This window comes from Cryobacterium sinapicolor (assembly GCF_004403465.1).
GTDB classification, from domain to species: Bacteria; Actinomycetota; Actinomycetes; order Actinomycetales; family Microbacteriaceae; genus Cryobacterium; species Cryobacterium sinapicolor.
In genome coordinates this window covers 122,741-149,642 of sequence record NZ_SOGQ01000013.1, presented here as the reverse complement: position 1 = coordinate 149,642, position 26,902 = coordinate 122,741, and the positions used below count along the sequence as shown (strand labels likewise).

Here is a 26,902-nt window from a genome sequence, read left to right as displayed (position 1 = left end):
GACCCGCCGCCGGGCGGGTGGCGGATCACCGGAACAAAACTACGATGGGAGGGGGGTTCCACGTTCGCGGCGGAGTGCCCCACGGCTCGACGGTGACCGCAACGACGCGGGCACCAGCTATCTGATGGAGGCTTTTCTCAATGACGTTTGAGTCCACCCGTGCGAATCTAATCCCGCTCGATCGCACGCTCGACGCTTTCATCCTCGACTACTACGAACATCTCGCCGGCGAAGACCGCCAGCACTACGACGGCGATCTCCTCCGTGCCCGCGCCGTACATCACTGGCAGGTCGCCCGTGACCGCATGCCAGGCACCGCCCGGGTCGAGATCCGGAACGAGTCCGACGGCAGCGTCGTCTACATCGTCATGGACGACATGCCGTTCCTGGTGGACTCGGTCACCGCCGAGCTTGTGCGCCAGCACGCCGCCATCCGACTGGTGGTCCACCCGCTGCTGGTCGTGGCTCGCAACCGCGACACCCACGAGCTCCTGAGCGCGGCCCGAGTGTCGGGCTCCGCCGCGAAGGACGACGCCTCCCAGCGGGAGTCCTGGATCGCCATCGAGATCGACCGCGTCACCGACGAGGCCCAGGCCCGGATCCGCGACGGCCTGCTCACGGTGCTCAGTGATGTGCGCGCCGCCGTGGAAGACTGGCCGGCGATGACCCGCAAGGCCCAGGAGATCGCCGACGCCCTCGGCGAGGTGGCCCACGCCGAGGGGATCGAGGACATCCGGCAGGCGCAGGAGCTGCTGCGCTGGCTCGACGGCGACAACTTCACCTTCCTCGGCTACCGCGAGTACAACCTGGAGACCGTCGACGGTGAAGACGTGCTCGCCATCCGCGAACGCAGCGGCCTGGGGCTGCTGCGTTCCGAGATCGACGGCCACCAGATCCAGCACCTCACGGATGCCGGCCGCCAGAAGGCGCGCGAACGCGCCGCCCTGGTGATCACCAAGGCGAATTCCCGGTCCAGCGTTCACCGTCCGGCCTACTTCGACTACATCGGCATCAAGAGCTTCGACGCCGACGGCAAGGTCACCGGGGAGCGCCGATTCATCGGCCTGTTCGCCGCCACGGCCTACACCAGCTCCGTGCGCGACGTTCCGATTCTGCGCGACAAGGTCGACGCCGTGATGACCCAGGCCGGTTTCCCGGCCGGATCGCACAGCGGCAAGGACCTGATGGGGATCATGGAGACCTACCCGCGCGACGAGCTGTTCCAGATCGACGTGCCCACCCTGCTGACCACCGCGCTCGCCATCCAACGCCTGCAGGAACGGCGCCGCACCCGGCTCTTCCTGCGACCGGATGTCTACGGCCGCTTCATGACCGCCATGGTCTACCTGCCTCGTGACCGTTACACGACCGCCGTGCGTCTGCGCATCGAGGAGGAGCTGCGGGTCACCTTCAACGCGGAGTCCGTCGACTTCGAAGCCCGCATGACGGAATCCGCCCTCGCCCGGCTGTTCTTCCGCATCCGTCTGCAGAAGGATGCCCCGGCCGTCTCCGTCGACGCCACCGCACTGGAACGCCGCTTGGTGATGGCGGTGCGCTCCTGGTCCGAGGGCCTCAGCGAGCAGCTGCGGGAGAGCCGCCCGCTGGAGGAGGCCGAGCGCCTGTCCGACCTGTGGGCCGAGGCGTTCCCCGCCAGCTACCGGGTCGACTACGAGATCGAAGACGCCCTGCAGGACATCGGCCGGTTCGAGGCGTCGGCCGACGCCGCCGCGGCGGCCGCCCGCTCCGGCTCGGGCACGGCCATCCCCGGCCTCTACGTCTACCTCCCGGCCGGCGCCGGGGAGCTCGCGGAAGAGGATGCCCGGGTCAAGCTCTACATGACGGAGCCCAAGAGCCTCAGCCAGATCCTGCCGTACCTGCAGAACCTCGGCATCGAGGTGCTCGACGAGGTGCCCTTCGAAATCGAGACCGCCGACGGCCGCGCCTTCTACCTCTACGACCTCGGCCTGAACTACCCCGAAGGCGTGGACCCGGTCAGCACCGGTGCGCTCCTGGCCGACTCCTTCGGCGCCGCCGTCAGCGGGGCCATCGAGTCGGACGGCCTCGACCGCCTCGTGCTGCGGGAGGGCATGCCCTGGCACCGGGTCGTCATCCTGCGCAGCTACGCCAAGTACCTGCGCCAGGCCGGAAACACCAACTCCTACGGCTTCATCGCCGACACCCTGCTGGCCAATCCGGCCGTCACCCGAGGGCTGGTGGCGCTCTTCGAGGCCCGGTTCGATCCGGACCAGGCCGAGCCGGAGCGCATCCGTCGCACCCTGCAGGTCAAGGAGGAGCTCACGGCCGCCATGGAACAGGTCACCACGCTCGACGCCGACCGGGTGCTGCGCACCCTGATCAACCTGATCGAGTCGTCGCTGCGCACGAACTTCTTCCAGGGCAAGCCCTACCTGAGCATCAAGCTCGACCCGACCTCGATCGAACTGCTGCCGTTCCCGCGGCCGAAGTACGAGATCTGGGTGTACTCCCCGCAGGTGGAGGGCGTGCACCTCCGCTTCGGCAAGGTGGCCCGCGGTGGACTGCGCTGGTCGGACCGGCGGGAGGACTTCCGCACGGAGGTGCTCGGCCTGGTGAAGGCGCAGACGGTCAAGAACGCGGTGATCGTGCCGACCGGCGCCAAGGGCGGGTTCTTCGCCAAGCAGCTGCCCGACCCGGCGCTGGACCGCGCGGCGTGGATGAGCGAGGGCATCGCAAGCTACAAGACCTTCATCCGGGGGCTGCTCGACCTCACCGACAACCTGGTGACCACGGCGGAGGGAGAGCAGCTCGTGCCGCCCCTCCGCGTGGTGCGGCACGACGACGACGACTCCTACCTCGTCGTCGCCGCCGACAAGGGCACGGCCACCTTCTCCGACATCGCCAACGGGCTCGCCGCCGAGTACGGGTTCTGGATGGGCGACGCGTTCGCCTCCGGCGGCTCGATCGGCTACGACCACAAGGCCATGGGCATCACCGCCCGTGGCGCGTGGGAGTCGGTCAAGCGCCACTTCAGCGAACTGGGCGTCGACACGCAGTCCGAGGACTTCACGGTCGTCGGTGTGGGCGACATGTCCGGCGACGTCTTCGGCAACGGCATGCTGCTGTCCGAGCACATCCGTCTGCTGGCGGCCTTCGACCACCGGCACATCTTTTTGGACCCGAATCCGGATGCCGCCCGCTCCTTCCAGGAGCGAGCGCGCCTCTTCGCCCTGCCGCGGTCGTCGTGGGCGGACTACGACACCGGCCTGATCAGCACCGGCGGTGGAGTCTTCCCGCGCCAGGCGAAGGTCGTGCCGATCTCCGCCGAGGTGCGCGTCGCGCTCGGGCTGCCGGAGGGCACCGTGCGGCTGAGCCCGCCGGAACTGCTCCGCGCCATCCTGACCGCCCCGGCCGACCTGCTCTACAACGGCGGCATCGGCACCTATGTGAAGGCGAGCACCGAGACGGCCGCGCAGGTCGGCGACAAGGCGAACGACGCCATCCGGGTGGACGGCAGGGATCTGCGCGTCAAGGTCGTCGGCGAGGGCGGCAACCTCGGGATGACCCAGCTCGGGCGCATCGAGGCGGCCCTCACTGGCGTGATCCTGAACACCGACGCGATCGACAACTCCGCCGGGGTGGACTGCTCCGACCACGAGGTCAACATCAAGATCTTCGTCGACCGAATGGTGTCCGCCGGCAAGCTGGCCGAATCGGAGCGGTCGGAGTTCCTCGCCTCCATGTCCGACGAGGTGGCGCGGCTGGTGCTGGAAGACAACGTCGACCAGAACATCCTGCTGCTGAACGACCGGGCGAAGGTGACCACCTGGAGCCCCAGCTACGAGCGGCTGATGGACTGGCAGGAGGCCTCGGGCGACCTCAAGCGCGAGCTGGAGGCGCTGCCCACCACGGCGACGCTGCGGGAACGGCTCGAGACGGGCCAGGGGTTGACCTCGCCCGAGCTGTCGGTGCTGGCCGCCTACGCCAAGATCGAACTGGCGACCACTCTGCGGGACAGCGACCTGCCCGACGACCCCTGGTTCGGCCGAACCCTGCGCCGGTACTTCCCGGTGCAGCTGTCCGAGCGCTTCGACGCCGAGCTCGACACGCATCCGCTGCGCCGCGAGATCATCGCCACCGTCGTCGCGAACGACATGATCAACCTCGGCGGGGTGACCTTCGCGTTCCGGGCGATGGAGGAGACCTCGGCGAACCAGGCCACGGTCGCCAAGGCCTTCGTGGCCCTGCGCGAGATCTTCGAGATCGATGTGCTCGTCGCCGAGGTCAACGCCCTGCCGTCGTCGTTCCCGACCGAGCACTGGACGGCGATCCACCTGGACATCCGTCGGCTGCTCGACCGGTCGGTGCGCTGGCAGGTCAACCAGGGAGCGTCGCGCCCGGTGGGCGAGGTCGTCGCCCAGTACAAGCCGCAGATGGACCTGATGCGCGCCCACCTGGAGGACTACCTCAAGGGCGGCGACCTCAAGCGTGTGCTATCGCTGCTGGAGACGGCCCGGAAGTGGGGCGTGCCGGAGAACCTCGGCCGCCGGTGGGCCGAACTGTTCGAGGCCTTCGCCCTGCTCGACGTGGCGCAGATCGCGGCCCAGGTCGACGAACCGCTGACCGACGTCGCCGGCCTCTACTACACGGTCTACGACCGGTTCAAAGTGGACAACCTGCTGGAGCGCATCACGGTGCTGCCGCGGAAGGACCGCTGGCAGGCCCTGGCCCGGGCCGCCCTCCGCGACGACCTCTATGCGGTCGTCGCCGACATGACGCGGGCGGTGCTGAACGAGACGGATGCCGGCAACGCCGACGAGCGCGTCGGTGCCTGGGAGGCCCTCAACGCGGAACAGCTGGGACGCGCCCGCAGCGTGTTCGAGGAGGTCAACGCCCTCGGTCAGGACGACATGGCGTCCCTGTCCGTGGTCGTGCGGCTGCTGCGCTCGATCGTGCGCCGCTGACCTGCCGGGGCAGGGCATCCGTCCCTGCTGTCCTGTCCCTGCTGTCCTGTCCTGACTGTCCTGTCCCTGCTGTCCTGCGCTGGTTCTCCTGCGCTGGCAGTGTGTGGCTAATTCAGGAGAACGGCGGGCCTGATGTGAGTTGGCCGGCATCGGCCGCGGAATCACGGGGTCGATGCCGACCGTGCGCCGGGATCTCCTGAATTAGCCACAATTCGTCCTGCCAACAGCCGGTTCTGACCGAAGTGGCGACGCCCGACGGATGTCCCGGGAGGCCGTCCGGGGTCACGTCCTAGTGGCCGCGGGCGATCCACTCGTCCAGGTGCCCGGCCTCGGCGCCGATCGTCGTCGACTCGCCGTGGCCGGTGAGCACTACGGTGCTCGCCGGGAGCATCAGGAGTTTGCCCTTGATCGACGCGAGGATCGTCGGGAAGTCGCTGAACGACCGGCCGGTCGCGCCGGGGCCGCCGTGGAACAGGGTGTCGCCGCTGAAGACGGTGCCGAGCGCGGGTGCATGGAAGCAGACGGCGCCGGGGGAGTGCCCCGGGGTGTGCAGAACCTCGAGATCGATGCCGGCCACGTGGATGTGCTGGCCGTTTTCGAGCGGACGGCTCGGTGGGGCATCCGGGTAGACACGGTCCCACAGCATCATGTCGTCCGGGTGCAGGTAGGTCGGCGCGGTGTGCGCGGCCTGCACGCCGGCGACGGCGCCGATGTGGTCGTCGTGAGCGTGCGTGCAGAGGATGCCCACCAGCTTGCGGTCGCCGACCGCCGCGAGGATGGCGCCGACATTGTGGGCGGCGTCGATCACGACGCACTCGTCGTCGTCACCGACGATCCAGACGTTGTTGTCCACGTCCCAGGTGCCGCCGTCGAGGCTGAAGCTGCCCGAGGTGACGAGATGTTCGATCCGCGCCGTCATCAGAGCACGACCACGGAGCGCAGCACGTCGCCGCGGGCCATCTTCGCAAAGGCCTCCTCGATGTGGCCGATGCCGATGCGTTCGCTGACGAACTCGTCCAACGGCAGGCGGCCCTGCAGGTAGAGGTCGGTCAGCATCGGGAAGTCGCGCTCCGGCAGGCAGTCGCCGTACCAGGACGACTTCAGCGAGCCGCCCCGGCCGAAGACGTCGAGCAGCGGGATCTCCAGCATCATCTCGGGGGTCGGCACGCCCACCAGCACGACGGTGCCGGCCAGGTCGCGGGCGTAGAAGGCCTGTCGCCAAGTCTCGGGACGCCCGACGGCGTCAATCACGACATCCGCACCGAAGCCACCGGTCAGCGCCTGCACGGCCGCGACCACGCCGTCCTCGTCGAGGCCGGCCGAGTCGATCGTGTGCGTGGCGCCGAGCGTCTCTGCGGTTGCGAGCTTCTTCTCGTCGCGGTCGATTGCGATGACGACGGATGCCCCGGCGAGCCGGGCCCCGACGATCGCCGCGTTGCCCACGCCGCCGCATCCGATCACGGCGACCGAGTCGCCGCGGGTGACGTTGCCCGTGTTCATGGCGGCCCCGATGCCGGCCATGATGCCGCAGCCGAGCAGTCCGACGACCGCGGGGTCGGCGGCCGGGTCGACCCTGGTGCACTGCTTCTCGTGCACGAGGGTCTTCTCGGCGAAGGCGCCGATGCCGAGGGCCGGGCTGAGCTCGGTTCCGTCGGTGAGGGCCATCTTCTGGGTGGCGTTGAAGGTGTTGAAGCAGTACCAGGGCTCGGCACGCGTGCAGGCGCGGCAGTCGCCGCAGACGGCGCGCCAGTTCAGAACGACGAAGTCGCCGACGGCGACGTGGGTGACGCCCGCGCCGATGACGCTGACCCGGCCCGCCGCCTCGTGGCCGAGTAGGAACGGGAATTCGTCGTTGATGCCGCCCTCGCGGTAGTGCACGTCGGTGTGGCAGACGCCGCAGGTCTCGATGTCGACGATGACCTCGCCGGGAAGCGGATCGGGGATGACGATGTCGACGAGCTCCACCGGTACGCCCTTCGATCGAGCGATGACGCCTTGAACGGTGATCGACATGGGACTCCTCTGGGTTGATGCCCGGTCAGGCGCTGGTGGAACCCATCCACAGTACCCAACCTCCCTGCCCCTGCTGCCCCGGCCCCTGTCCCGCAGTCTGTCCGGCCCTCTCCCGCAGTCTGTCCGGCCTTCTCCCGCAGTCTGTCCGGCCTTCTCCCGCCGTCGTCCCGCCGTCTGTCCCGCCCTCTCCCGCCCTCTCCCGCCGTCGTCCCGCCCTCTCCCGCCGTCGTCCCGCCGTCTGTCCCGCCGTCTCCCGCCGTCTGTCCCGCCGTCTCCCGCCGTCTGTCCCGCCGTCTCCCGCCGTCTGTCCGGCCTTCTCCCGCCGTCTCTCCCGCCCTCTCCCGCCCTCTCCCGCCGTCGTCCCGCCGTCTCCCGTCCCGGTCCGGCCGCTCGAACCAATTCGACGGAGATTTTGCCTGAGATGGCCGGTTACGGCCAGAAACAGTCCTCAGGGACCAAAATCTCCGTCGAATTCGTTCGGGCCGGGGGAGCCGTGCCCACCGGCCAGGGTCGGCCTGCGCCCGCTGGGAGCAGGCGCGGAGAAACGCGATCGGTTACGCGAATTCCTCGCAGCGATCGCACCACCAGCCGCCGCCGACCGGTGCCATCGAGTCGTAGCAGGTAGCGCAGGTGGGTGTCGGAAGAAGACTGTCGTCGTTCATTCGGAGCTTCATGTCGATTCTGAAGACGAGTTCCCCAGCCCAGAGAAGGGCATTCGCAGCCTCAATTGTAGGCAGACTCCGGCCAGATGTCTAGGAATATTGGCATATCGGAGTTCGAACTGTTGGGCGTCGGCAACGGATGCGTCCGCCTCCGTTGACACCCCCGGAGGCCGGGTCTACCGTGGCCGGTGTTCGAGCGCGTTCTCCGCCAACTGAGTGGTTGTGCAATCTGTTGCGGCTGCTCCTGAACTGGGAGTTTTCTGATGGGCGCAGTGGGTTTGCTGTACGTGGGGGCCGTTCTCTTCATCAACGGCCTGATGCTGGTGGGGGCGATTCCGGGCAAGTCGGCCGGAATCCTCAACTTCTTCGTCGGCGGGATGCAGGTCATCTTCCCGACGCTGATCATCCTGGGGGCCGACGGTGACCAGGCCACCATCTTCGGGGCGGCGGGCCTCTACCTGTTCGGCTTCACCTACCTCTATGTGGCGATTCTGCAGTTCACGGGCATCAGCGGGGAGGGCCTCGGCTGGTTCTCGCTGTTCGTGGTCTTCTGTGCCACGGTCATCGGCATTCTTCAGTTCACCCTGGTGGACGACCCCGTCTTCGGTGTCATCTGGCTCATCTGGGCGGTGCTGTGGTTCCTCTTCTTCCTCGTGCTGGGCCTCGGCAAGGAATCCCTGACCCGCACGACCGGCTGGTTCACCATCTTCATCAGCCACATGACCGGAACGATCCCCGCGTTCCTGCTGCTGCTGGGCGAATACGAGACCACCACCGGCTACGCGCTGATCGTGGCGCTCGCCGCCGCGCTGTCCCTGGGGGTGGCATGGGTGCTCGGGCACGGCGCCGACCCCCCGAAGACCTCGACCGCACCCGCGGCGTCGATCGCACCCGCGGCGTCGACCGCACCCGCGACGTCGACCAGGCCCGCCTGAGAAGGGAACGCAGACTCCATGCCCATCTACGAGTTCCGCTGCGCGGGCTGCCCGGACTTCGAGCTGATCCTTCCGATGGGCACGGCCCCGGTTGTCACGGCCTGCCCGACCTGCCAGGGTGACGCCCGGCGGCGCATCACCGCCCCGAATATCTCCCGAACGGGCTCGTCGGCGTTCCAGCTGATCGACGCGGCCACTCGCAGTGCGCATGAGCCGACCGTCGTCGATTCGACGAAGCCCGGGGTGCGCACGGGCAAAACCCAGCGCTACACGTCCAACCCGCTCCATCAGAAACTGCCGCGGCCCTAGCAATCGGTCCGGCTCGACCAGGTACAGGAGACGACATGCCCAAGAAAATATTCCCCCTCGATTCCAGCAAGAAGTTCGAGGACCAGGAGCTCGTCGGCCACAACCGCTGGCACCCCGAGATTCCACCGGTGGCCACGGTCAAGCCGGGCGAATCGTTCCGGGTGGACTGCCGGGAGTGGTTCGATGGTGCGATCGTCAATGACGACTCGGCCGACGACATCCTGAACGCCCCACTGATGACGGTACACAAGCTCAGCGGGCCCTTCGCCGTCACGGGTGCCCAGCCGGGTGACCTGCTCATCGTCGACATCCTCGATGTCGGCCCGATCCCGCAGGAGGATTCCGGACCGCTTGCGGGGCAGGGCTGGGGCTACACCGGCATCTTCGCCAAGAACAACGGCGGCGGCTTCCTGGTCGACCAGTTTCCGGATGCCTACAAGGCCATCTGGGACTTCACCGGCCAGACTGCGACCTCCCGCCACGTACCCGGCGTCTCCTTCACCGGCCTGATCCACCCGGGTCTGATGGGCACCGCGCCGTCGGCCGAACTGCTCGCGAAATGGAACAAGCGTGAGGGTGACCTGATCAAGACGAACCCCGACCGGGTTCCGCCCCTGGCGCTGCCGCCCGAGCCCCAGTTCGCGGTGCTCGGCAGCCTCGCCGCCTCCGAGTTCGACCGGGTGGCCGGCGAAGCAGCCCGCACCGCACCGCCCCGCGAGAACGGCGGCAATCAGGACATCAAGAACATGTCCAAGGGCACCCGCATCTTCTACCCGGTGTTCGTCGACGGAGCCAACCTGTCCCTCGGCGACCTGCACTTCTCCCAGGGCGACGGCGAGATCACCTTCTGCGGCGCCATCGAGATGGGCGGGTTCATCGACCTGCGGGTGGATCTGATCAAGGGCGGGATGGACACCTACGGCGTGAGCGAGAACGCGATCTTCATGCCCGGCAACGTGGACCCGCGGTACAGCGAGTGGCTGGCGTTCTCGGGCACCTCGGTGACCCTGGACGGGGAGCAGCGCTACCTGGATTCGCACCTGTCCTACCAGCGGGCCTGCCTGCACGCGATCGACTACCTGGTGAAGTTCGGTTACAGCCCGGAGCAGGCCTACATCATCCTCGGCGCCGCACCGATCGAGGGCCGGCTGTCGGGGGTGGTGGACATTCCGAACTCCTGCTCCACCGTCTACATCCCCACGGCGATCTTCGATTTCGACGTTCGCCCCTCCGCCGCCGGGCCGCACCAGATCGACCCGGGCATCGGCGCACCGAAGTCGAATAACAAGTGAGGGTGAGCTAGCCACACTGCACCACCCACAGCACAGGGCGCCCGGTCCAGCGGATCGGGTGCCCTGTCCGTGTTCCGGCACGGCGTGTTCCGGCACGGCGTGTTCCGGCACCGGGTGTTCCGGCACGGCGTGTTCCGGCACCGGGTGTTCCGGCACGGCGTGTTCCAGCACGGCGTGTTCCAGCCGGCGGTGGCGTGCTCAGCGCGACGGCTCCAGCCGCACCAGCACCGACTTCGAGACGGGCGTGTTGCTGTCCTCCGCCACGGAATCCAGGGGCACCAGCACGTTGGCCTCGGGGAAATAGGCGGCGGCGCAGCCGCGGGCGCTCGGGTAGGCGACGAGCCGGAACCGCCGCAGGACGCGGTCGACGCCGTCGCTGAACTCGCTGTGCACATCGACGAGCATGCCGCTGATCAGGCCCAACTCCGCGAGATCCTCCGGGTTGACGAAGATGACCTGGCGGCCGTTCTTGATACCCCGGTAGCGGTCGTGGGGACTGTAGATCGTGGTGTTGAACTGGTCGTGCGAGCGCAGGGTCTGCAGGAGCAGACGCCCCGGCGGGCGTTCGAGGGGCTCCAGATCGTTGACCGTCAGCCGGGCCTTGCCGCTGGGGGTCGGGAAGGTGCGCAGGTCGCGCGGCGCATGGGGGAGGTAGAAGCCCTCCTGCTGGCGGATCCGCTGGTTGAAGTCTGCGAAGCCCGGAATCACGTGCGCGATGTGGTCACGGATGCTGTCGTAGCCGTTCTCGAAACCGGCCCAGTCGATCGAAGTGGTGCGTTCGAGGGTGGCCCGGGCAAGACGCGACACGATGGCGACTTCGGAGAGCAGCTGATCCGACACCGGCTTGAGCCGCCCGGTGGAGGAGTGCACCGCGGAGACGGTGTCTTCGACCGACACGAATTGAGGGCCGGTGGCCTGCAGGTCGATCTCGGTGCGGCCCAGGGTAGGCAGGATGAGCGCCTGCTCACCGACCACCGCGTGGGACCGGTTCAGCTTGGTGGAGATCTGCACGCTCAGCGACGTTTTCTGGATCGCGGCCTCGGCGACGGCGGTGTCGGAGATCGCGCCGACCAGGTTGCCGCCCAGGGCGATCCAGACCTTGACCCGGCCGTCGCGCATCGCGCGGATGGAGCCCACGCTGTCCAGGCCCTGCTCGCGGGGCGGGTCGAAACCGAATTCCCGTTCCAGGGCGTCCAGGAATGCCGGTGGCATCTTCTCCCAGATGCCCATGGTGCGGTCACCCTGCACATTGCTGTGCCCGCGGATCGGGCACGCGCCCGCGCCGGGCTTGCCGATGTTGCCCCGCAGTAGGAGCAGATTGATGATTTCCCGGATGGTCGGCACGGCCTTTTTGTGCTGGGTGATGCCCATCGCCCAGGTGATGATGACTTTCTCCGCGCGCAGGTAACGGGCGGCCAGTTCGTCGATCTCGGCCGCGCGCAGCCCAGTGGCGGCCAGGACGGCGTCGTCGTCAAGCCGGGCGAGGTGGGCGCGCAGCTCCTCGAGCCCGACACAGTTCTCCGTCAGGAACTCATGGTCGAGCACGGTTCCGGGCCGGGCGGCCTCGGCGTCGAGAACCCGCCGGGAGAGGGCCTGCATCAGCGCCATGTCGCCGCCGAGCCGGATCTGCAGGTACTGGTCGGCGATCACGGTGCCGGCCCCGACGACGCCCCGCACCCGCTGCGGGTTCTTGTAGCGCATCAGCCCGGCCTCCGGGAGCGGGTTGACGGCGACGATGGCGGCACCGGCATCCTTCGCCTCCTCCAGGGCCGTGAGCATCCGCGGATGGTTACTGCCCGGGTTCTGCCCCATGATGATGATCAGATCCGCGAGGGCGAAATCGGCGTAGGTGATGGTGCTCTTGCCGATCCCGACGGTCTCCGCCATCGCATGGCTGGTCGACTCGTGGCACATGTTCGAACAGTCCGGCAGATTGTTGGTGCCGAAGGCGCGCACAAACAGCTGGTAGAGAAAGGCCGCCTCGTTGGAGGTGCGGCCGCTCGTGTAGAACGCCGCCTCGTCGGGCGAGTCCAGTCCGCGCAGGGTGTCGCCGATGAGTGCGAACGCGTCCTCCCAGGTGATCGGCCGGTAGTGCTCGGACCCGGCCGGCTTGTGCACCGGTTGCACCAGCCGGCCCCGCATACCGAGCCAGTACTCCGACTTCGTGAGCAGCTCGCTGATCGGGTTCTCGGCCCAGAACTCGGTGGGAACCGTGATCGGGGTTGCCTCCCAGGTCACCGCCTTGGCGCCGTTCTCGCAGAACTCGAACGTCTTGCGATGCTCGGGATCGGGCCAGGCGCAGCTCATGCAGTCGAAGCCGTCCCGCTGGTTCATCGCGGTCAGGGCCTTCAGGCTGCGAGGCACGCCCATCTGCCTGAAGGCCGGCCCCATCGCATGGGTGACGCCGGGCACCCCCGCCGCCCACTCCCGGGGCTTGCCGACCTCGATCTTGTCCTCGTTGATATCGTCAACGCTACTCATACGTCGGTAGTAGCATTCTTTTTCGGCCACGGCAAGGCATGCGGAACCGGGCGAAATGCTCTCAACGAATCCCGCCAACGGTCACCACGAGGTCAGAAATGACCGTACCGTTGATATGTGGTCTTCGAGCATCGGACTTGAAGAGTGTGGGGGCCACGCACACGAGAGGTTTTTCTAGCTTGAGCGACGAATGTATCCATGGACTCGAGGGCGGCCTGTGCGCCAGCTGCTTCCCGAAGGCCGCTCCCGACATCGCGCCCGGAGTGGCCACCCGCGGTAGCCGGAGCAAGTCCGCAGGCCGCGCACCGTCACTGCGGAGCTCGCCGTCACCGCTCACGGTGACCCTGGGCGGGCCTAACCCCACCCTGGGAGCGAGGACCGCCACCGCGAAGCCGATCACCGAGGCCAAGGCCACCGGCACCGTGAAGCCTGTCAGGAGCACCAGAACCGCCCACGACAACGTCGGTGAGCAGCGGATCTACCACGTCACGCACATCCGCAACCTGGCCGGCATCCTGAACAGCGGGCGCCTGCTCGCCGACGCGAGTGACGCCTGGATCGCACGCCCGATCGTCGACCTGTCGTCGGCACCCCAGCGCGCCGCCCGGCGTGCCGCGCTCGTCGCCGGAGACGACAGCGCCAGCGTCGCCAGCTATGTGCCGTTCTTTCTGTCGCCCAATGCGCGCCTGTGGGACAGCCTCCTCACCGCATCCAACGACCCGCGCCTGTCGCCGGAGGCGCACAGCTCCGAAACGTACGACTTCGTCTTTCTGGTCAGCACGGTCAAGAAACTCCACGATGCCCGGACCGGCGCCGACGACAACGCCGCGGCAGCCGTCGCGGTGACCAACGGGGATGCCGCCGGGGCCCTGACCCGGTTCGGCGCCGCCCCCGAGACCGCCGATCGCATGCTGCGCTCGCTGCGGGCCGACGTGGAATCACAGAAGATCCGCGAGGCGGAACTGCTCGTCACCGAGCAGTTCCCGTTCGAGCTGGTCACGCTCGTGGGCGTCGCCAACGACAAGGTGCGCGACGCCGTGCGGGCCATCCTCGCCACCGGGGCGCACAAGCCCAAGGTCGTCGTGTACCCGCCGTGGTTCCACGCGGTGGAGGACACAGCTGCGCTGTAGCCCGTCAGACGGGGTGCTGGGCGGGTTCAACGGCGGACCGGCCCAGAGCTCCACCGTGCGCTGTGGTGGTCGGCGCTAAACTCCCGGGCTTTGCCCTAGTCTCGGGGAATGGGTAGACAAGGGGGCCGTTCCGGCATGCTGGTCGGTGTTCTCGTGCTCGGCGCGGTCGGTTTCACGTGGGATCAGCAGACCGGATTTATGGCGACCGCGTTCGAGAGCATGTTGAGTTCCTTGAGTGAGAGCTCCGGCTCGAGCTCCAGTGAGAGCGCCGACCCGGTGGCGGATGCTGCGGGCAACGCCCTCGAGACAGCGGTCGGTGAGATCCCGGCGCCGCCGAGTGGAGCCGTCTCGATGACCGTGGACTATGTGCACGACGGCGACACGCTCTTCTTACGCACGGACCAGCCGAACGCGCTGGTGGCGACCACGGACGACGTCAAGGTGCGGCTCCTCGGAATCGATACCCCCGAGGTCGGGGACCGTGCAGAATGCTTCGGCGACCAGGCCACGGAGCAGTTGCGGGCCCTGCTGCCGGAGGGCAGCCTGACCTGGGTCACCGCCGATCAGGACCCGACCGACCAGTACGGCCGCAGCCTGTTCTACCTCTGGACCGAGGACGGGCGATTCGTCAACTACGAGCTCGTCGCCGGCGGTGCCGCCGAGTCGCTCATGATCGCGCCGAACGACGCCCACTACCCGCTGCTGCGCGCTGCCGAGGACGCCGCGACGAGTGCAGGCGCGGGCCAATGGGGAGCCTGCTGACACAGCGGCGCCGTCGCACCACCGGTGTCAGCGCCTCGCCGCGCGCGGCAGGATCAGCCAGACCGCCACGATGACCAGCAGCACCGAGGCTCCGGCCACCTGACCGGCGGTTCGGCTCAGAACCACATCGAAGACCAGCAGCGTGGTGCCGGCGAGGATCACCGCGACGCCGACCAGTGTGGCCCGCACCAGTACGTCGGCGACCCGCACGATCTGCTTCATCGCGTGCTTCCCGAAGAGCACCCGGTGCAGGCTGACCGGCCCGAGCGCCAGCACGGTGGTGGTGGCGGCCGTCGCGACGAGGATCAAATACGCGCCGAGTTGGTACGAGTCGAGTTCGGTGAACCGCGGCTGGAAGGCGAGGGCGAGCAGGAAGCCACCGACGATCTGGGTTCCCGTCTGGGTGACCCTGAGCTCCTGCAACAGTGACAGCCAGTTTCGGTCCAGGCGTTGAAGGTCCGTTTCGTCGCGGCGGAGAGCGGATGCCGGGTCCTCGGCAGCGGGATCCGGCGGTCCTTGAACGCTCATGCCCCCGATGCTAATCCGCTTTGCGGAACGAGGTCAGGCCCGCGCCCGCAGCATCCATTTGCGCAGTTCCTCCACCCACAGCACGACTGAGGCCATGCCCACGCAGACGGCCCAGTGCAGAGGGTCCATCGAGGTCGTGCCGAACGCGGTCTGCAGGAACGGGAGTTCGACCACGGCCACCTGCAGCAGGATCGCGAGCAGGATCGCCCCCCACAGCCACGGGTTCACGAACAGGCGGTGGAACGCGGTGGTCAGCTCGGACCGCGCGTTGAGGGTGTTGAACAGTTGGGCGAAGACCAGGGTGGTGAAGCCGGCGGTGCGGGCCACGGTGAGGCCGTCGGTACCAGGGTCCAGCGCCGGCAGCAGCCCGCCGGGCAGGAACAGGTCGATGGTGGCGAGGGTGACCACCGCCATCACCAGGCCGGTCGACATGACGCCCATCCACATCCGCAGGTCGATCATGCGTTCGTCGATCCCGCGCGGCGGGCGGGCCATCACGTCGTCGATCTCCGGGTCGACGCCCATCGCCAGGGCCGGGCCGGAGTCGGTGATCAGATTGATCCAGAGAATCTGGGTGACCAGCAGGGGCAGCACCACGGCCTCGCTGCTGGCGCCGGTCAGGCCCAGCACCCCGGCGAGGAGTACGCCGAGGAACACGGTGAGCACCTCGCCCATGTTCGAGGAGAGCAGGTAGCGCAGGAACTTCTTGATGTTGTCGAGGATGACCCGGCCGGCCCGCACCGCGGCGACGATGGTGGCGAAGTTGTCGTCGACCAGGATCATCTTCGCGGCCTCCTTGGTCACCTCCGTGCCGGTGATGCCCATGGCCACACCGATGTCCGCCGATTTCAGGGCCGGGGCGTCGTTGACCCCGTCGCCGGTCATCGCCACGATGTCGCCGTTGGCCTGCAGGGCGTCGACGATCCGCAGCTTGTGGCGCGGTGAGACGCGGGCGAACACGGATGTCCCGCGCACCGCTTCGCGCAGCCCGGCCTCGTCGAGGTGGTCGAGGTCCGTGCCCGCCAGCGCGGTCGCCCCCGGTTCGACGATCCCGAGGTCGCTCGCGATCCGCGCGGCCGTGGCGGGGTGGTCGCCCGTGATCATGATCACGCGCACGCCGGCCCGGTGGGCTTCCCGGATGGCCGGCGGCACCTCGGCGCGGGGCGGGTCGATGATGCCGACGACCCCGGCGTAGATCAGGCCCTGCTCGTCGGCCTCGTCGAGCGGGGCCGTGTTCTCGTCGGCGCGGCGGTAGGCGACACCCAGGGTGCGGAAGGCCTGGGCCGAGAGCGCGTCGATGTCGGCCAGCATCCGTTGCCGCAGCTGATCGGTCAACGGCACGACGCTCTCGCCGACCTGCAGGAAAGCGCAACGCTGGAGGAGAACGTCGGGCGCGCCCTTGCTGAAGATGCGCAGGCTGTCGTCGTCGGTCTCCTGGTGCAGGGTGGACATCATCTTGCGCTCCGAGGTGAAGGGCATCTCCTCGAGGCGGCCGAATCGGGCCATGTGCACGGTGGTGCCCTCGAGTTTGGCGGCGGCCACCAGGAACGCGGCCTCGGTGGGATCACCCTGGATCTCCCACTCGCCGTCCCGCTCGGTCAGCTGGGCGTTGCCGGCAAGGGACCCGACGCCCAGCACCAGCTGGGCCTCGAAGCGGAGGCACAGGTCGGTGAGCGGGTCGGCGCCCTGGCGCAGTTCGCCCTCGGGGCGGTAGCCCACCCCGGTCACGTCCACCCGGCCGGAGGCGGTCAGCAGCTGCTGGATCGTCATCTCGTTGCGGGTCAGCGTGCCGGTCTTGTCGCAGCAGATCACGGATGCGGAGCCCAGCGTCTCCACGGATTTCAGGTTCTTGACCACGGCGTTCTGCCGCGCCATCCGTTGCACCCCGATGGAGAGGATCACCGACAGGATCGCCGGCAGCCCCTCGGGGACGGCCGCGACCGCGAGGGACACCCCGAGCAGGAACACGGTGACGAAGTCGGCGGGGGTGGACACGCCCTGCACGAGCACGATGGTGACCATCACGACCAGGGCGATCACGATCACGACGGTGCTGAGCAGCTTGCCGATGTGGCCGATCTCGGTCTGCAACGGGGTGGGGTTAGCTGTGGTGCGGTCGAGCATCGTGGCGATGGCGCCCACCTCGGTGTCCATGCCGGTCCCGGTGACGATGCCGCGGCCGACGCCCTGACTGACGGCGGTGCCTTTGAAAACCATGTTCAGGCGGTCGCCGAGGGAGGCCGCCGCGGTAAGGGTGCGCGGGTTCTTGGTGACGGCCTCGCTCTCGCCGGTGAGGGAGGCCTCCGCGATCCGCAGCGAACTCGACTCGGTGAGGCGGGCATCCGCCCCCACACTGTCGCCCTCACCCAGCACCAGCACGTCGCCGCGCACCAGCTGGGTGCTGGGCACGGTGGTGAGCAGGCCGTCGCGCAGCACGGTTGAGGATGCTGCGGTCATGCTGGACAGGGCGGCCACGGCGTTGTCGGCGCGCGCCTCCTGCACCAGCCCGAGCACGGCGTTGAGCACCACGATCGCGGCGATCACGAGGGCGTCGACGGGCAGGCCGCCTGCCCCCTCGATCAGCCAGGCGCCGAGCGACACCGCGGTGGCGACCAGCAGGAGGTAGATCAACGGGTCATTGAACTGGGCCAGGATGCGACGCCAGAACGGCACCGGGGGAACGCTGCGCAGCTCGTTCGGGCCCTCGGCCGCAAGACGGCGCGCGGCTTCCGTGCCGGTGAGGCCGCGGGCGGGATCGGTGGCGAGCCGGCGGGCGATCTCGGCGGCGTCGGTGATGGAGGGATCGACGTCCGGACGAGCGGTCAGGTCCGGTCTTTCCGACTGAGCAGACGCGTCCATCGGGTGGGTTCCTCGTTTCCGGGAGTGCCGGGTCGGTCTGGCCCGCGGCTCCTCCCAGTGTAGAACCGGGCCGGGGTCGGGGTCGGGGTCGGGCTCGGGCTCGGGGTCGGGGTCGGGGTCGATGTCCGGGTCGGGCTCGGGCTCGGGCCCTGGGCGACCCCGGTGGTGACGTTCGCCGCGACCCGGTGGCCCGTAGCTGCCGCCAAACCCCGGGCATCCGTGGCGGAGGCAAAGCTAACGGAGGACTTTTCGCGACACGCCGTTGATCCCAGGCACCGCAACCGGCGTGAATCGAAAATCTCCGCGTTTACGTGACAACGGATGCCCCGGTCGGAGGCTGAGCGCGAGCCGGAGAAGCCGCGAGCGTCCAGACCCCCGGCTCAGCGCCACATCGCGGCGTCGATCCGGATCGCCACGACGTAGAAATGCTCGCCCTGCTCGGAACCTTTCCCGGCGGTCTACACCTCGGCGGGCTCCGCGACGAGGTCGACGTCCGACCCGGCGCGTGCGATCACAGTAACGGGTCCCGACTGGGCATCGGCGACCCGCCGGTCGGCGAGCCAGACCTCCAGTTCGGCCGCGGGGACCGGCTTGGACAGGTGGAAGCCCTGCGCGAAGTCGCAGCCGTACTCGATCAGCTGGTCGTACGCGGCGCCGCTGTCCACACCCTCGGCAACCATACGCAGCCCCAGGCTGTGCGCCAGCGCGATCGTCGAAGACACCAGGGTTGCGGCGCGCGCATCGCCGGCCATCGGGAAGACGAAGGACGAGTCGAGCTTGAGCTCGTCGATGGGCAGGTCGCGCAGGTAGGCGAGCGAACTGTAGCCCGTGCCGAAGTCGTCGACGGAGATGCGGATGCCCTGCTCGCGCAGCCGGGTCAGGATGCCGCGGGCCCGGTCCCGGTCGTTGAGCAGGAATTCCTCGGTGATCTCCAGGGCCAGGAGCGCCGGTGGCAGGCCGCGGTCGGCGATCATGGCGCCGATCCGGTCCGGCAGTTCCGTGTCGACCAGGGAACTGGCCGACAGGTTCACGGCGATGGTCAGCGGATGCCCCTGCGCCTGCCAGAGCGCCGCCTGGTCCAGCGCCTGTCGCAACACCACCTGCGTCAGCGTGTGCATCAGCCCGGCCTCCAGGGCGATCCCCACGAACTGATCGGGCAGCAGCAGGCCGCGGTCGGGGTGGTTCCAGCGCACGAGCGCCTCGACGTCCTGCACCCCGCCGGTACCGAGGTCGACCTTGGGCTGGTAGTGCAGCACCAGCTGGTCGGCGGCGAGGGCGAGCCGCAGTTCCGCCAGGGTGCGCAACCGGACCTCGCCGTGGCTGTCGTCGTCGCTGTTGTACACGTGATGGCCGCCGCGGTTCGATTTCGCCGTGTACATGGCCATGTCGGCCTTGCGGAGCAGCGCCGTCAGATCGCTGCCCTGGTCGGGATAAAGGGAGATCCCGACACTGGCGCTGGTCTGCAGTGTGATGCCCTCCAGAAGGAACGGTTCGGCCAGCGCGGCACCCAGTTTGACGGCCACCGTCCGTGCGTCCTCCCGCCCGGAGTTCGTGAGCAGGATCGCGAACTCGTCGCCGCCGAGCCGGGCCAGGAGGTCTCCGGCACGCAGCTGCCGGTTCAGGCGGATGCCGACCTGAATCAGCAGCCGGTCACCCACGTCATGGCCGAGGCTGTCGTTGACCTCCTTGAAGCGGTCCAGGTCCAGCAGGAGCAGGGCGCTCGTCCTGCCCTCGACCGCGGCCAAGCGGGTCGGCACATCCACGTTGAAGGCGCGGCGGTTGCGCAGCCCGGTGAGGTCATCCGTCCGCGCCAACAGGTTCAGCACCCGCTGCCGGCCGACCAGCGGCACCACCGCCAGCGCCATGGTGGCCCCGGCCAGGGCCACGGCGAAGGTCGACACCTCGACCTGGCTGGCCAGAATCAGCACGGCCAGCCCGGCGATCGTCGACACCATGGGAACGGCCAGAGCGGACACGGTGGTGCCCGTTGTCGTCTTCGTGCGATCCCGCACCGGGAGGGGGAGGGCGGTGCCGTCCACCCAGAATGCGACCAGTACGACTCCGATGGCCCAACTCGCGTCGAGCGGGGTGCCGACCAGGTAGAGCTCGCCCTGCAGGGCGAAGACGGTGTCGGCGGCGGCGAAGATCACCAGGCCCGCGACGAGCAGCATCCAGCGCTTCCCGGCATCCGGGCCGTGTGACGCCATGATCCCGGCGATCGCCGCCACCACCAGCAGATCGAGCACCGGGTAGGCGGCCGCGACGGTGGAACTGAGGCTGAGCGGGCCCGCGGTCGCGGACGCGAAGACGGGGCTGAGGATGACGGCCAGCACGGCGGCGGCACCCAGCGAACCCACGGCGGTGTCCAGGAAGACGGACCAGGCCGCTCCGCGCAGCTGCCGGTTCACGAGCAGCGCCAGCGCCCCGAGAAGCAGCCCGTAGAACAGGAGATAGCCGATGTCGGCCGGCGAGGGGAACGGTATCGCACCGTCGGCATCCGTGATGACGAGGGAGTAGCTGTCCGCCAGGGCGTTGGCCGCCAGTGCGGCGGTGGCGAGGGTCACCTCGAGGTGCCCGCGCTCGACCCGGTACACGGCGGCGGCGCCCACCAGAACGGGTGCCCACACCGCGAGGATTGCCAGCCAGCCGTCGACCAGAGGGCTGAAGTCCTCGCCCTTCAGGGTGAGACCGAGGGTATAGGCGACGGCCAGCACCACCATGAGCGTCAGTGCCCCGATGCGGAACCGCTCACGGGTGCCGCCGGTCATGGTCGGGCCGCCGCGCTCTGCCGGGCGGTCAGCCACTCGTCGAGTGCTTCGGCGGAGATGGGGCGCGACATGAAGTAGCCCTGGGCGAAGTCGCATCCGTAGCGCACCAGTTCGTCATAGGCGACGCTGTTCTCCACGCCCTCGGCGACCATTTTCAGGCCGAGGCCGTGCGCGAGGTCGATCGTGGAGGCAACCAGTGCAGCAGCCCGGGCGTCGTCGGCCATCGGGAAGACGAAGGACTGGTCGAGCTTGAGCTCGTCGATGGGCAGGTCGCGGAGATAGGCGAGAGAACTGTAGCCGGTGCCGAAATCGTCGACGGAGATCTTGATGCCGCTCGCGCGCAGACGGGTCAGGATGTCCCGGGCTCGGTCGCGGTCGACCATCAGGAAGTCTTCGGTGATCTCGAGCATCAGCGCGGTGGGTGGAAGGCCGCGAGCCGACAACATGGTGCCCACGCGCTCGGGCAGATCGGAGTCGATCAGCGAGCTGGCGGACAGGTTCACCGCGACCGTCAGGGTGCGGCCCTGAGCCGACCAGAGCACGGACTGGTCCAGAGCCTTCCGCAGAACCTCCTGGGTCAGCGCGTGCATGAGACCGGCCTCTTCGACCAGGGTCAGGAACTGGTCGGGAAACAGCAGACCCCGCTCGGGGTGGTTCCAGCGCACGAGCGCCTCGACGCCGGCGACGAACCCGGTCTTCAGGCAGATCTTCGGTTGGTAATGCAGGACGAGCTGGTCCCGGGTCAGGGCGAGGCGCAATTCCTGCAGGGTGCGCAGCCGGGCGTCACCGTGCCGGTTGTCCGTGTTGCGGTAGACGTGGTGGCCGCTGTGGGTCGCCTTCGCCTTGTACATCGCCATATCGGCCTTGCGCAGCAGCGCGGTCAGGTCGTCGCCGTGATCCGGATAGAGCGCGATGCCGATGCTCGCGCTGGTCTGCAGGGAGATGCCTTCCAGGGTGAACGGGTCGGCCAGCGTGGCGCGCAGTCTGCCGGCCACGGCTTCGGCCTCCACCTGATCGGTGTGCTCGAGCAGGATGGCGAACTCGTCTCCGCCCAACCGTGCCAACAGGTCGCCGGGCCGCAGTCCGCCCTGCAGGCGACGGCCGACCTGGACGAGCAACCGGTCGCCGGCGTCGTGCCCGAGACTGTCGTTCACCTCTTTGAAGCGGTCCAGATCCAGCAAGAGCAGGGCGCGGTTGCGGCTCTTGTCGTCGGCCAGGCGCCCCAGGACGCCGGCGTACAGCGCACGCCGGTTCGGCAGGCCGGTCAGCTCGTCGGTCGTGGACTGGCGCCGCAGGGCCACCTGCCGGGAGACCAGCGGAACGGCCGCGAGGGCCAGGGTCGCCGCCGCCAGGCCGACCGCCATCGGGGGAACCGACGTCTGGCTGGCGAGGAGGAGGACTCCCAGGCCGGCCGCCGTCGACACCGCCGGTAACGCCAGGGCTGCCAGGCCGTTGGTGGAGTTGTTCTGCACCAGATCGGGGCGTGATGAGGTGTCCGCCCACACCGCGATCAGTGCCAGACCCACGGCCCAGCCGGCGTCCAGGGGCGTGCCGAGAACGTACCGGGTTTCGAGCAGGGCGAAGACGAGGCCCGTGGAGGTGAACACCAACAGGCCCAAGACCAGGAGGATCCAGCGGCGGCCGGCAACCGGGCCCTGCGAGGTGGTGAGCGCGACGACGACCGCCACCAGCAACAGGTCGAACAGGGGATAGGCGACGGCGGCGGTGATGGCCGCGTTCGCACCGGCCGCGTCGAGTGCACTCGCCATCGGGCCGAGCAGCACCGCCAGCACCGAGGCCGCGCCCAGCGCCCCGATGGCACTGTCCAGCACCACCGACCAGACCATCCCCCGGAGCTGGCGGCGCACGATGATGACCAGCACGGCCAGCATGAGGGCGAAGAACAGGAAGTAGCCGACCTCGCTCACCTGGGGGAAGATCCTGGTTCCCCAGATCAGCATCCACAGGGAGTAGGAGTCGACGATCGCGATGATGGAGACCGCCGCGGCGGTGAGCAGCAGTTCTAAATGCCGGAATCGCTCCAGTCCTCGGGCCCCGACCCGCACCCGGCTCACCGAGCGCTTCCGCACCACGGCGACCCAGCACACGGCGACCAAGGACAGCTTCAGGAGCGACGCCAGCCAGCCGTCGACGAAGAGGTTGAACCCGCTGTCGGGTATCAGCAGCCCGATGACGTAACCGCCCAGGAACACGGCCATCAGCCAGGCGAGCCAGGAGGCGCTTCTGGTCAGGAAGCCACTAAGAAGGTGGCCGTAGTGCGCCCCTGAATTCACCTGCACGGAACCCCCACGTTATCAATAGTCAGATTAGCAGCGGCGGGGGCAGGTGAATCAACCCTTCCGCGCAAATGGGGGTGAAGATCTGTTCTGGGGTGACCCTCGCACCGCCATACGATTGATCTGCAGGACCGACGAGTTGGAGGCAATCATGACGACACTGGTGGGGTTTTCGAGCAAGTACGGCGCCACCGAGGGAATCGCGGAGCGCATCGCCCGCAAACTGCGGGAGGCCGGTCAGGATGCCGTGGCCCGACCGGTCGCATCCGTTGACCAGGTCGACGAGTACGACGCCTTCGTGATCGGCAGTTCCGCCTACATGGGATCGTGGCGTAAGGAGGCGACCCATTTCGTCCGGCGCCACGAGGACGTGATCAGGGCGCATCCGGTGTGGCTGTTCAGCAGTGGGCCGTTGGGCACCGCGGGGAAGGACGCCCTGGGCCGGGATCTGCGGAAGGAGAGCGAGCCAAAGCAGTTCGAGGAGTTCGGCCAATCGCTCCAGCCGCGCGGAATGCAGGTGTTCTTCGGTGCGCTCGACGCCTCCGTGCTCGGCCGCCGGGACAAGCTGGTGCGGCGCATCCCAAGCGGCCTCGAACTGCTGCCCGAAGGCGACTTCCGCGACTGGCCCGCGATCGACGAGTGGGCGGCGGAGATCGCCCGGGAGCTGTCCGCCTAACGCTCCAGCAGGCTGCGGATGTCCTCGGCCGTGAGAGTGTCGCTGAACCCGGGCGCGTCCGCTTCGGCTGCGCCCAGCACCCGGTCGAACAGCACGGCCTTCTGCCTCTGCAGGGCCATCACCTTCTCCTCGATGGTGCCGGTGGCGACCAGGCGGTAGACCATCACGTTCTTCGTCTGGCCGATGCGGTGGGTGCGGTCGATCGCCTGCGTCTCGGTGGCCGGGTTCCACCACGGGTCGAGCAGGAAGACGTAGTCGGCCTCGGTGAGGGTGAGGCCGAACCCCCCGGCCTTCAGGCTGATCAGGAACACCGGTTCGGCGCCCGTCCTGAACCGGTCGATCACCTCGGACCGGCGCAGGGTCGACCCGTCGAGGTAACTATAGGGGATGCCGAGTTTGTCCAGCCGCGCGGCCGCCTTCTTCAGGAACGACGTGAACTGGCTGAAGACGAGGGCACGGTGGCCCTCGGCGACGACGTCACCGAGCTGTCCGAAGAGGGCGTCGAGTTTGCTGGACGGCACCCCGGCGTACTTCTCGTCGACCAGCGACGGGTCCAGGCTGAGCAGCCGCAGCAGGGTCAGCGAGCGGAACACGATGAACCGGTTCGTGTCGAGGTCGTCGATCAGCCCGAACAGCTTCTGCCGTTCGCGCTGCAGGAACGTGTCGTAGAGCGCGCGGTGCCGGGGGTTCAGCTCGATCGCGAGCACCTGCTCCTGCTTGGGCGGCAGCTCGGGGGCGACGACCTCCTTGGTGCGACGCAGCAACAACGGGCGGATGCGCCGCCGCAGCCGGGGGAGCACCTCGGGGGTGTCGTCGCGCGCGGCCGGGCGCACGTACTCCTCCGTGAAACGCCGGAGGGACGGGAACAGTCCCGGCGCCACGATCGCGAACAGGGCGTGCAACTCGAGCAGGCTGTTCTCCATCGGCGTGCCCGTGATCGCCAGCTTGAACGGCGTCGTCAGGTCGCGGGCGCACTGGTGCACCCGGGTGGCGCGGTTCTTCACGAACTGCGCCTCGTCCAGGATCAAGCCGGCCCAGCCGTGCGCCTGGTAGGCCTCGAAGTCGAGACGGAACAGCGTGTAGGAGGTGACGACGACGTCGGCGCCGGCCGCGGCATCCGTCAGCGGGATGCCGCCGGCCGCCTCGGTGGCCATGACCACCCGCACATCGAGCCCGGGTGTGAAGCGGGCGGCCTCGGATCGCCAGGTGGCAACGACGGATGTCGGGGCCACGACCAGGAACGGCCGCCGGTCGGGCTGCCCGGTGGGCTCGGGCTGCTCGGTGGGCTCGGGCTGCCCGGTGGGCTCGGTCGGCTGCGTGGTGGCGTGCGCCAGCAGTGCCAGCGTCTGCAGGGTCTTGCCGAGGCCCATGTCGTCGGCGAGGATGCCACCCAGCCGCTGCTGCCAGAGGAAGGCCAGCCAGGTGAAGCCCTGCTCCTGGTAGGGGCGCAGGGTGGCGTGCACGGAGGCCGGTAGCGGGGTCGGCCGGGCGAGATCGGCATCCTCGGCCAGCGCGATCAGTCCGGACACGGCCGCCCGCCACGCCACCGCTTGCTCGGTGTCGTCGGCGAGGTCCTCGAAGTCGCTCCAGAGGGCGGCCTGGTAGCGGCTGATGCGCAGGCCGGTGTCCCATTCCTGCAAGGCGCGGGCCTCGGTGATCAGCTCGTGCAGGCGCTCGAACGCCGGCTGCCGCAGCGAGAGATAGCTGTTGTCGACCAGCAGCAGCTTCGTCTGCCCCTTCGCGAGGGCCTTGAACAGCGGGCCGAACGGCACGCTCCGGCCACCGATTGTGACGATCACGCCCAGGTCGAACCAGTCCCGCTGGTCCGTTTCGACCGTGGTGATGGTGAGCTCGGGCGTCTCGGTCAGCTCGCGGTAGTCGGGCCGGGTGCCGCGGATGTCCACGCGCAGGCCGGTCAGCCCCTCCAGTCGCGGAAGCACCCGCTCGGTGACCTCGGCCGCGTCGACGCCGTGCAGGGTGACGGCAGCCGGGGCCGGACCCATGCCGGTGTGGCCGGCCTCCTCGACCAGACGCGTGACCCGCTCTTGGATGACCCGCTCGGCCGGCTCGTCCCGGAATCCGGTCGGCGCCGGGAACGGAAACGGGAGCAGGGGCAGCTGCCTCACCAGGGCACCCTCGCGGTACTCCCAGTGCCAGTGCAGCTCCAGCGCCTGCTTCGGCCGGAACCGGGCGGTGAGCACGAGCCGAGGCAGGTCGGCCTGGGGGAAGTGCACGGAGCCATCCGTGCTCGTCACCGGCAGGGTGCGGCGCAGGGCCGGATAGAAGTCGGTCAGGAACTCGGCGGTCTCTGCGGCGGGCACGAGAACCGTGCCGGGCGCGCCGAGCAGCCGGCGCTGCTCGGCGCTGAGCGGGCCGTCGGCGGCCGGGGCCAGGGTGAACACCGGGCGCGGTCCGAGGGCGTAGCCGTAAACCCCGTGGCTGCCGATCGCCCCGGCCTGCTCGGGCGGATGCGGGGTGCCGTCGATCAGGAGGCGGGTGGTCAGGAGCAGACCCGCGGCATCCGTGCCGGCGTCGAGGCTGACCTGGGCCCCACGGCCCACGGTGACCGTGGAACCCTTCTTGCTACCCACCAGACGCAGCCCCAGGGTCTCGGCCTCGTCGAAGAGGGACCAGAGCAGGAGGCTGGCGAAATCGTCAAGGTAGAGCCAATCGGTTTCCTGGCTGGTGTAGACGCCCCGCACGGCCCGGTGCAGGGCGAGGACTTCGCTCAGCCAGCGGTGGTGCTCGACGTTCAGGTTCAGGCGGTTGCGGTGGAAGGCCAGCTGATTCCAGGAACCGGGCGTGTGCACCAGGTTGCCGCGGGCGCTCCGGCTGACCGGGCGCACCCCCAGGCGGATCTCGCCCTGCCCGGGGCGCACGCTCGTGACCGGACGGGCCGTCGCGCCCCGCCAGCGGTCGCTCGTGCGGGGAGTCAGCTCGCGCAGCTCGAACTGGAGCCCCATCGGTACGGGGGGTTCGGAGTCGCCCTCCGGCCCGCTGTTCCCGGCCGGCCCGGTATCGCCACCCGGTCCGGTACTGCCACCCGGTCCGGTGCTGCCACCCGGCCCGCCGGGCGCCGATCCCGCGACCCGTTTCCAGTCCGCCCGCGCCGGGGGAGACCCGGCGTCAGACATGGCTCCATGCTCTCATGGGGGCGGCGCCGGTCGGGCACCGCGTCCGGTCTAGAACCAATTCGACGGAGATTCTGAGCGAATAGGGCTGTTTCGGCCCGTTTAGGGACGGTTTGGGC

General features: G+C 68.8%; 15 protein-coding genes. 7 read left to right on the top strand and 8 right to left on the bottom strand.

What is annotated here, in order from left to right; all coding sequences use genetic code 11:
• Positions 1 to 140: 140 nt before the first annotated feature.
• Positions 141 to 4,940 (top strand): NAD-glutamate dehydrogenase, encoded by a 4,800-nt coding sequence (locus E3T28_RS02835; RefSeq protein WP_134427748.1) that lies wholly within the window; start codon positions 141 to 143, stop codon positions 4,938 to 4,940.
• A gap of 289 nt (positions 4,941 to 5,229) precedes the next feature.
• Here E3T28_RS02835 and E3T28_RS02830 read toward each other — a convergent pair whose 3' ends face one another.
• Positions 5,230 to 5,859, bottom strand: coding sequence for an MBL fold metallo-hydrolase (locus tag E3T28_RS02830; RefSeq protein ID WP_134427746.1), 630 nt, complete (start codon positions 5,857 to 5,859; stop codon positions 5,230 to 5,232).
• Positions 5,859 to 6,953, bottom strand: a complete 1,095-nt coding sequence (locus E3T28_RS02825) for an S-(hydroxymethyl)mycothiol dehydrogenase (protein ID WP_134427744.1) — start codon at positions 6,951 to 6,953, stop codon at positions 5,859 to 5,861. Before E3T28_RS02825 ends, E3T28_RS02830 begins: the two co-directional genes overlap by 1 nt.
• Positions 6,954 to 7,878: 925 nt before the next feature.
• Between E3T28_RS02825 and E3T28_RS02820 the strand changes: the two genes are divergently transcribed.
• From E3T28_RS02820 to fmdA, 3 genes are read left to right on the top strand one after another with little or no spacing between them, the layout of a single operon-like run.
• Positions 7,879 to 8,550, top strand: a complete 672-nt coding sequence (locus tag E3T28_RS02820; RefSeq protein ID WP_134427742.1) for an AmiS/UreI family transporter — start codon at positions 7,879 to 7,881, stop codon at positions 8,548 to 8,550.
• An 18-nt stretch (positions 8,551 to 8,568) separates the two neighbouring features.
• Positions 8,569 to 8,859, top strand: coding sequence for an FmdB family zinc ribbon protein (locus tag E3T28_RS02815; protein ID WP_134427740.1), 291 nt, complete (start codon positions 8,569 to 8,571; stop codon positions 8,857 to 8,859).
• A 35-nt stretch (positions 8,860 to 8,894) separates the two neighbouring features.
• On the top strand, positions 8,895 to 10,151 hold the full coding sequence (gene fmdA / locus E3T28_RS02810) for a formamidase (protein WP_134427738.1): 1,257 nt from the start codon (positions 8,895 to 8,897) through the stop codon (positions 10,149 to 10,151).
• A gap of 198 nt (positions 10,152 to 10,349) precedes the next feature.
• On the opposite strand, the gene E3T28_RS02800 is transcribed toward fmdA, so the two are convergent.
• Positions 10,350 to 12,632 (bottom strand): FdhF/YdeP family oxidoreductase, encoded by a 2,283-nt coding sequence (locus tag E3T28_RS02800; protein ID WP_134427736.1) that lies wholly within the window; start codon positions 12,630 to 12,632, stop codon positions 10,350 to 10,352.
• Positions 12,633 to 12,811: 179 nt separating this feature from the next.
• Between E3T28_RS02800 and E3T28_RS02795 the strand changes: the two genes are divergently transcribed.
• Together E3T28_RS02795 and E3T28_RS02790 are read left to right on the top strand one after the other, a co-directional pair.
• Positions 12,812 to 13,762: a DarT ssDNA thymidine ADP-ribosyltransferase family protein gene (locus E3T28_RS02795; RefSeq protein ID WP_166786903.1), complete on the top strand. Its 951-nt coding sequence runs from the start codon at positions 12,812 to 12,814 to the stop codon at positions 13,760 to 13,762.
• Between the two features lie 108 nt (positions 13,763 to 13,870).
• Complete coding sequence (locus E3T28_RS02790) at positions 13,871 to 14,524, top strand: thermonuclease family protein (protein WP_134427732.1); 654 nt, start codon at positions 13,871 to 13,873, stop codon at positions 14,522 to 14,524.
• 27 nt (positions 14,525 to 14,551) lie between these two features.
• Here E3T28_RS02790 and E3T28_RS02785 read toward each other — a convergent pair whose 3' ends face one another.
• From E3T28_RS02785 to E3T28_RS02765, 4 genes are all read right to left on the bottom strand, one after another.
• Positions 14,552 to 15,052 carry a DUF6328 family protein gene (locus tag E3T28_RS02785; protein WP_134427730.1) on the bottom strand — a complete coding sequence of 167 codons (501 nt, stop codon included), beginning with the start codon at positions 15,050 to 15,052 and terminating at the stop codon, positions 14,552 to 14,554.
• Between the two features lie 33 nt (positions 15,053 to 15,085).
• A complete protein-coding gene (locus E3T28_RS02780) occupies positions 15,086 to 17,911 on the bottom strand; it encodes a cation-translocating P-type ATPase (protein ID WP_134427728.1) in 2,826 nt (941 codons plus the stop codon).
• Positions 17,912 to 18,369: 458 nt separating this feature from the next.
• Entirely contained in the window at positions 18,370 to 20,715 is a 2,346-nt protein-coding gene (locus E3T28_RS02770; protein ID WP_134427726.1) for a putative bifunctional diguanylate cyclase/phosphodiesterase, read from the bottom strand.
• Positions 20,676 to 22,979: a putative bifunctional diguanylate cyclase/phosphodiesterase gene (locus E3T28_RS02765; RefSeq protein ID WP_134427724.1), complete on the bottom strand. Its 2,304-nt coding sequence runs from the start codon at positions 22,977 to 22,979 to the stop codon at positions 20,676 to 20,678. The genes E3T28_RS02770 and E3T28_RS02765 overlap by 40 nt, the downstream gene beginning before the upstream one ends.
• A gap of 148 nt (positions 22,980 to 23,127) precedes the next feature.
• Between E3T28_RS02765 and E3T28_RS02760 the strand changes: the two genes are divergently transcribed.
• Positions 23,128 to 23,652 carry a flavodoxin domain-containing protein gene (locus E3T28_RS02760; protein WP_134427722.1) on the top strand — a complete coding sequence of 175 codons (525 nt, stop codon included), beginning with the start codon at positions 23,128 to 23,130 and terminating at the stop codon, positions 23,650 to 23,652.
• Here E3T28_RS02760 and E3T28_RS02755 read toward each other — a convergent pair.
• Entirely contained in the window at positions 23,649 to 26,786 is a 3,138-nt protein-coding gene (locus tag E3T28_RS02755) for a DEAD/DEAH box helicase (protein ID WP_134427720.1), read from the bottom strand. The genes E3T28_RS02760 and E3T28_RS02755 overlap by 4 nt on opposite strands.
• Positions 26,787 to 26,902 lie beyond the last annotated feature (116 nt).